This is a genomic window from Actinomadura rubrisoli, assembly GCF_004349215.1.
Taxonomy (GTDB): Bacteria; Actinomycetota; Actinomycetes; order Streptosporangiales; family Streptosporangiaceae; genus Spirillospora; species Spirillospora rubrisoli.
On sequence record NZ_SMKU01000092.1, the window covers coordinates 20,641 to 27,748 of the forward strand.

At 73.8% G+C, this 7,108-nt stretch carries 8 protein-coding genes; 4 read left to right on the top strand and 4 right to left on the bottom strand.

Going from position 1 to position 7,108, the window contains the following annotated elements; translation table 11 throughout:
* The first annotated feature begins 16 nt into the window (after positions 1 to 16).
* The 3 genes from E1298_RS18905 to E1298_RS18915 all read left to right on the top strand — a co-directional run bounded on the left by E1298_RS18905 (position 17) and on the right by E1298_RS18915 (position 3,910).
* On the top strand, positions 17 to 1,321 hold the full coding sequence (locus tag E1298_RS18905) for a M1 family metallopeptidase (RefSeq protein ID WP_131895016.1): 1,305 nt from the start codon (positions 17 to 19) through the stop codon (positions 1,319 to 1,321).
* Positions 1,322 to 1,443: 122 nt separating this feature from the next.
* Positions 1,444 to 3,462, top strand: coding sequence for a HelD family protein (locus E1298_RS18910; RefSeq protein ID WP_131895017.1), 2,019 nt, complete (start codon positions 1,444 to 1,446; stop codon positions 3,460 to 3,462).
* Between the two features lie 49 nt (positions 3,463 to 3,511).
* The gene (locus E1298_RS18915; protein ID WP_131895019.1) at positions 3,512 to 3,910 is read left to right on the top strand and encodes a nuclear transport factor 2 family protein; all 399 of its coding nucleotides are present in this window, start codon (positions 3,512 to 3,514) and stop codon (positions 3,908 to 3,910) included.
* A gap of 4 nt (positions 3,911 to 3,914) precedes the next feature.
* Here the strand turns inward: E1298_RS18915 and E1298_RS18920 are convergent, their stop codons facing one another.
* From E1298_RS18920 to E1298_RS51205, 4 genes are all read right to left on the bottom strand, one after another.
* Positions 3,915 to 4,439 (bottom strand): SRPBCC family protein, encoded by a 525-nt coding sequence (locus E1298_RS18920; RefSeq protein WP_131895021.1) that lies wholly within the window; start codon positions 4,437 to 4,439, stop codon positions 3,915 to 3,917.
* A gap of 65 nt (positions 4,440 to 4,504) precedes the next feature.
* Positions 4,505 to 5,362, bottom strand: coding sequence for a 1-aminocyclopropane-1-carboxylate deaminase/D-cysteine desulfhydrase (locus tag E1298_RS18925; RefSeq protein ID WP_207944719.1), 858 nt, complete (start codon positions 5,360 to 5,362; stop codon positions 4,505 to 4,507).
* Positions 5,363 to 5,385: 23 nt separating this feature from the next.
* A complete protein-coding gene (locus E1298_RS18930) occupies positions 5,386 to 6,030 on the bottom strand; it encodes an adenylate kinase family protein (protein WP_131895023.1) in 645 nt (214 codons plus the stop codon).
* Positions 6,031 to 6,077: 47 nt separating this feature from the next.
* Positions 6,078 to 6,635 (bottom strand): universal stress protein, encoded by a 558-nt coding sequence (locus E1298_RS51205; RefSeq protein ID WP_131895025.1) that lies wholly within the window; start codon positions 6,633 to 6,635, stop codon positions 6,078 to 6,080.
* Positions 6,636 to 6,775: 140 nt separating this feature from the next.
* Here E1298_RS51205 and E1298_RS18940 point away from each other — a divergent pair.
* Positions 6,776 to 7,108: XdhC family protein (locus tag E1298_RS18940; RefSeq protein ID WP_165975542.1), on the top strand; the 333-nt coding region annotated here is incomplete at its 3' end.

The window sequence follows — 7,108 nt, forward strand, 5'->3', positions numbered from 1 at the left end:
CGTCCGTGAACACGGCATGAGAACGCTCGCCGGCCGCGAGGAGACCCCCTATTTCCCCGACCACGGCAACGACGGCTACCGGGTCGCCCGCTACGACCTGGAACTGGAGTACCGGGTCGGCCCCAACCGGCTCAGCGGCACCGCGCGGCTGTCGGCGCGGGCCACCGCCCCGCTCGACCGGTTCGTCCTCGACCTCGGCGCGTTCCGCGTCGGCAAGGTCCTGGTGGACGGGAGCCCCGCGCGGTTCCGGCACCGCCGCGGCAAGCTCCACGTCGTCCCGGCGCGGCCGGTCGCCGAGGGCGCCGCGTTCGCGGTCGAGATCCGCTACACCGGCAACCCGTCCCCGGTGTCCAGCCACTGGGGCGGGCTCGGCTGGGAGCAGCTGACCGACGGCTCGATCGTGGCCGGGCAGCCGACCGGCGCGCCGTCCTGGTTCCCCTGCAACGACCGCCCGGACGACAAGGCCCGCTACCGCGTCGCCGTGACCACCGCCTCGGCCTACGAGGTCGTCGCGAACGGGCGGCTCATGGGCAGGCGGCGCGTCGGCGCGAACACCACGTGGGTGTACGAGCAGGACGAGCCGATGGCGACCTACCTGGCCAGCGTGCAGATCGGCCGGTACCAGTTCCTCGAACTGGACGGGCCCGTCCCCCAGCACGTGTACTGCCCGCCCGCCGCCGAGGCGCGCGTCCGGCACGACCTCGGCCGCCAGGGCGAGATGGTCGCCGCGTTCACCATGCTGTTCGGCCACTACCCCTTCGACGCCTACACCGTCGTGGTCACCGACGACGACCTGGAGATCCCCGTCGAGGCCCAGGGCATGTCGATCTTCGGGACCAACCATCTGGACGGGCGGCGCGGCGCCGAGCGGCTCGTCGCCCACGAGCTGGCCCACCAGTGGTTCGGCAACAGCCTGACCCTCGCCCGCTGGAGCGACATCTGGCTGCACGAGGGGTTCGCCAGCCACGCCGAATGGCTCTGGTCGGAGGTGTCGGGCGGCGAGCCCGCGGCCGGGCACGCCAGGCGCTGGCACGCCCGGCTGTCCGCGCAGCCGCAGGACCTCGTCCTCGCCGACCCCGGACCCCGGCGGATCTTCGACGACCGCGTCTACAAGCGCGGGGCGCTCACCCTCCACGCGCTGCGCGCCACGGTCGGCGACGACGTGTTCTTCCGGACGCTGCGCGACTGGACCGCCGCCCACCGCTACGGCACGGTCACCACCGGGGACTTCACCGCGCTCGCCGCGCGCAACGCGGGCGCCCGGCTTGACGGGTTCTTCTCGGCCTGGCTGTACGAGCGGGCGCTACCCCGACTCCCCTGAGCGCGCTTGCCCGGGGTGATCTTGCCGGTGCGGAAAATGGCCGTGCGCGAGCCGTCCCGGATCGGTAAGGTAGTGGGTTTCCCCCCGCACCCACACCCCCTCGCCTCAGGAGGTCTGCGCGCATGCCCGCCGAACCGTCGACCCTCGCCGCCGAGCGCGCCCACCTGGCCGAGTCCCGCGCCGCGCTGCGCCGGATGCGCGAGCACGCCGCGGGACTGTCCGCCGACGTCGCGGCCGACTGGGTGTCGAAGCAGTTCCTGGAGTCGCTGCTGGACCAGCGGGTCGCCGCGCTCGCCGACCACCCCGACACGCCCCTGTTCTTCGGGCGGATGGACCTCGGCGACGCGGCCGAGCCCGGCCTGCCCGAGGTCATGTACGTGGGACGGCGGCACGTCCACGACGGCGACGAGGGCCGCCCGCTCGTCCTGGACTGGCGCGCCCCGGTGTCACGGGCGTTCTACCAGGCGGGCCCGGCCGACCCCATGGGCTGGCGGCTGCGGCGCCGGTTCGGGTTCCAGGGCGGCGAGCTGACCGCCTTCGAGGACGAGCCCCTGGACGCCGGGCCGTCCGGCCCGGGGACGTCCCACCCGGCCTCGCGGATCCTGACCGAGGAGATCGAGCGGCCGCGCACCGGGCCGATGCGCGACATCGTCGCCACGATCCAGCCCGAGCAGGACGTGATCGTCCGCGCCGACCTGCCCCGGACGGTGTGCGTGCAGGGCGCGCCCGGCACCGGCAAGACGGCCGTGGGGCTGCACCGCGCCGCCTACCTGCTGTTCACCCACCGGGACCGGCTGTCGCGCTCGGGCGTGCTCATCGTCGGCCCCAACCGCGCGTTCCTCGCCTACATCTCGGCCGTCCTGCCCGCGCTCGGCGAGGTCAGGGTCGAGCAGGCCACGATCGGCGACCTGCTCGGCGCCCCCACGGGCGAGGAGCCCGCCGCGGTCTCGGCCGCCAAGGGCGACGCGCGGATGGCGGACGTCCTGCGCAAGGCCCTGTGGCTGCACGTCCGCAAGCCCGAGGAGGGCCTGGTCGTCACCCGCGGCATCGCCCGCCACCGCCTCGCCGACCACGAGGTGCGGGAGATCGCCGCGGGCCTGCGCGGCACCACCCGGTACGGCGCCGGACGCGCCGCGTTCGCGCAGCGGCTCGCCCACCGGATCCTGGTGCTGATGGAGCGGCGCGGCGAGGCGCCCGACGACCGCGTCCAGGACCAGGTGGCGCGCAGCAAGCCCGTCAAGCAGATCGTCGAGCAGGTGTGGCCCAAGCTCACCCCCGAGCAGGTCCTCTACCGGCTGCTGTCGGACGCGGACTTCCTGCGCAGCGCCTCCAAGGGCGTCCTGGACGAGCGGGAGCAGGCGGCGATCCTGTGGCCCAGGCCCGCCCGGTCGCACCGCTCCGCCAAGTGGACCGCCGCCGACCGCGCCCTCCTCGACGAGCTGAACGACCTGATCGAGCGGACCCCGTCGCTCGGCCACCTCATCGTGGACGAGGCGCAGGACCTGTCGGCGATGCAGCTGCGGGCGCTCGGCCGCCGCTGCGGGACGGGCTCGGCGACCGTCCTCGGCGACCTCGCGCAGGGGACGACCGCCTGGTCGGCCCGGTCCTGGAAGGAGGTCCTGGCGCACCTCGGGCAGGACGGGGAGGTCACCGAGCTGACCCTGGGCTTCCGCGTCCCCGGGACCGTCCTGGACTACGCTGCCCGGCTGCTCCCGCACATCGCGCCCGAGCTGGAGCGGCCCCGCTCGCTGCGCCCCGGGGCGGGCGCCCTGGACGTGCGCCGCGTCCCCGGCCTGCTCCCGGCCACCGTCACGGCCGTCCGCGCGGCCCTGGACCGGCCCGGCTCGGTCGGGCTGATCGTCCCGGACGCCGCCGCGGCGGCGCACGTGGCGGCGCTGGAGGAGGCCGGGATCGCCCACGCCGTGCTCGGGCCCGAGTCGGACGGCACCGGCCGCCTGCTCGTCATCCCGGCGACGCTCGCCAAGGGCCTGGAGTACGACCACGTGATCGTCGCGGAGCCCGCCGCGATCGCCGCCGCCGAGGAGCGCGGGCTGGCCCGCCTGTACGTCGTGCTGACCCGCGCCGTCACCTCGCTGACCGTCCTGCACGAGGACGACCTGCCCGCCGCGCTGGCGGCCTGACGCCCGGACTCCGTATTTTCGCTTACGGAACAGAAATGGGAGAGAGAGCATGTCCGAGTTCGCCAGCCCCCGCGCCGTCTTCCTGCGGCTCATCGACGGGGTGACCGCGCGGCGGCCCGAGGGGCTGCCGCGGCTGTACTCCGAGGACGCGGTGGTCGTCCACCCGTTCGCGGCGCCCGCCTCGCGCCTGGAGGGACGCGAGGCGCTGCGCGAGCACTTCGCCCGCCTAGGGACCCTCCCCGTGGAGATGCAGGCCCGCAACGTCGTCGTCCACCAGACCGCCGACCCTGAGGTGATCGTCGCGGAGTTCGAGTACGCGGGCCGCAACACCGAGACCGGGCGCGCGTTCGTCGTCCCCAACATCTTCGTCCTGCGGGTGCGGAACGGGCGCATCGTCGAGTCCCGCGACTACGCCGACCCCCGCGCCTTCGAGGGCGCGATGGCGTGACCCTTCAGCGGGAGGGCGCCGCCTCGGCCAGCTCCTTCACGCCGGTGAGGGTCGTCCGCATGTTCCTTTTCAGGTCCTTCATGCGGTAGGCGACGATCTCGGTCTCCTGGTCCGGGGCCGACTCGATGAACACGCTGAGGTAGGAGCGTCCGGGGCCGATCCGCATCGACTGCCGGAGGCGGGTGCGGCCGTCCTCGTCGTCCAGGGTGTACCGCCAGGCGGACGAGGGCTCGATCCCGTCCAGGTCCGCGACGGTGTAGGCGAAGACGCGTTCGGGCTCGTACTCGACCACCGTGCACTTGCTCGTCCACGTGCCGACCAGCGGATTCTCGTTGCTGCCGTAGAACTGGCAGCCCGGCGCCGGGGCCGTGACGCCGTCGGCCCAGCGGGCGCCCTTGAACTCCTCGCTGAACCGGGCGGGGAGGTCGAGGTCGGACACCAGATCCCACACGCGCGCCCGGGGCGCGTCGATGAGGACGTCGACCTCGATGACGGGACAGTCGGCGAAACGGGGCGAATCGGTGGTCATGCGGTCACCGTAGAGAGGCGGGTTCCGTCACGCAACGGTCTCATCGCCGTCAGCCGGTATCGCCGTCAGCCGGTGATGACGGCCAGGACCCGCGTGCCCTCCGCGAAGGCCCCGCGCTCGGCCAGGGAGAGGATCCCGAACATCATCTTCGCCACGTAGATCCGCTCCAGGACGATCCCGTGCCGCCGGGCGAAGTCGTCGATGAAGGCGTCCAGTTCGTCCGTCCGCCTCGCGTAGCCGCCGAAGTGGAAGCCGTGCTCGACGCCCCAGTCCCCGCGCCGCCCGCCGTACGCCTCGCGCTGGAGCCGCTCGACCTCCGCGCCCAGGAAGCCGCCCTTGAGCACCGAGAACCCGAGCGCCCGCTGGCCCGGCCCCAGGCCGGCCGCCAGGCCCGCGAGGGTGCCGCCCGTCCCGCACGGGCAGCAGACGACGTCGAAGCCGGGCACCTCGGCGCCCAGCTCCGCGCACCCCCGGAGCGCCGGCGCGTTGCTGCCGCCCTCGGGCAGCAGGTAGAAGTCGCCCCAGCGCTCGCGCAGCGCCGCGACGACCTCCGGCTCGTGCTTGCGCCGGTAGGACGCGCGGTCCAGGTAGCCCAGCCGCATGCCCATCCGCTCGGCGTAGGACAGCGACGCGTTCAGCGGCCGGTGCTCCTCGCCCCGGATGATCCCGATCGTCGCGAACCCGAAGGCCCGGCCGGCCGCCGCCGTCGCCCTGATGTGGTTGGAGTACGCCCCGCCGAAGGTCAGCAGCGTCCCGTGCTCGCGGGCCGGGGCGATGTTGTGCTTGAGCTTGCGCCACTTGTTGCCCGGCAGCTCCGGGTGGACGAGGTCGTCCCGCTTCAGGAAGAGCCGCAGGCCCCGCCGCGCGGCGCGGTCGTCCTCCAGCTCCAGCACGGGCGATTCCACCACAGGCGATTCCACCATGGGCGGCGTCATCCCGGGCGGCGTCATCTCGGCATCGGCAGCCCGAGCTCTTCGCGGATCGTCCGCTGGACGGTCTCGATGTCCGGCCGCGCGTCCACGGTCACCACGTACTCCTTGCGGCCGAACAGCTCCAGGATCGGGTCGGTCTTCGCGCGGTAGTTGCGCAGCCGCTCGGCGATCGCGTCCTCGGTGTCGTCCTCCCGGGCCACCAGCTCGCCCCCGCACACGTCGCAGCGGCCCTCCTGCGTCGGGCGGTCGGCGATGAGGTTGTAGTCCATGCCGCACTTGGAGCAGAGCCTGCGGGCCAGCACGCGCCGCCGCACCTCCTCGTCCGGCAGGTCGAGATGGATCACCCCGTCGATGTCGTAGCTCTCCAGGAAGAACTCCGTCTGCCTCCGGCTGCGCGGGAACCCGTCGATGATGAACCCGTAGTTCCAGTCGTGCTGGTCGAGCCGCTCCCGGACGACCCCCTCCACCAGATCGTCCCCGACCAGGTCACCGGCCGACATGGTGCGCCGGACCTGCGCGCCGAGCTTGGTGTGGCTCTTGACGTGCCAGCGGAAGATGTCGCCGACGCTGATGTGCACGAGGTCCAGGTCACGGGCGAGCAGCAGCGACTGCGTCCCCTTGCCGCTGCCCTGCGCGCCGATGATGACGTACTTACGCATGCCCGCAGCTTAGGGCGTGGTTTCCCGCCTGGGACGGCCCCTGCCGATCAGCGCGCCAGCCGGAGGCGGCGCCCCAGGCGCCGGAACCGCGAACGGTCCGGGACGTGGCCGGGGGAGGCGTCCCGCGCCGTCAGGCACTCCAGGAGCGTGTCGAACGCGGGCGGGCGGACGCAGACCAGCGTGGCGCGGGCCCGCCGGGCGCAGTGCAGCCGGACGGACGGCCGCAGCAGCCGCGAGAACGGGCCCCGGCTGCCGTGCCCGACGACCAGAATGTCGTCGTCGCCCGCCAGCCGGACCAGCGTCGCGCCCGGCTCGCCGACCAGCGCCAGGGCCGTCATCTCGACGCCCTCGGGCGGCCCGTCGCACACCTCCGCCAGGAGCCGGGCGATCAGCTCGGCGCCCGACCCGCGCAGCGCGTCGGTGATGCCGCAGCCGAGCTGCCCGGCCGCCGAGACGTGCGGGGGCAGCGGCGCCGCGTGCGCGACCAGGAGGGGAAGCCGCCGGAGCCGGGCCTCACCGATCGCCCAGGAGAGGGCGCATCGGGCGCCCGTGGAGTCGTCGATCCCCACCACCACGCGGGGGCCGCCCTCCGGTCTCGCGATCACTGTCCCTCCCGGCGCCGCGGACTGATGTGCCCTCTAGGGTGCAGGCATACCCGTTCCCGCGGAAGTGTTTCGCGTTCGGTAAACCGGGGTTTCCGCGAAAATCAGGGGGCGCGGGCCGCCATACGGGGCAGACTCGCCGTATGGGTACCCCGCACGAGCACGACTCCTCCTGCGCCGTCGCGCACGGCGATGCCCGGCCCGGGGCCGAGGACCGTACCCTGGTCGCCGTCTTCGCCACGCCGGTCGCCGCGCACCTCCTGCGGTACGGCGCCGACCTCGGCTACCGGACGTTCCTCATCGACCCCGACAAGGACCGCGACGGCGCGACCGACCTCCCGCCCCTGGACGGCTCGGCCGACGTCGTCGTCACCGACCACCACCGCCCCGAGCTGGGGCCGGTCCTGCGGGATGTCCTGACCCAGCCCGTCCGGTGGATCGGCGTCATGGGCAACCCCCGCCACCCCGCCCCGCAC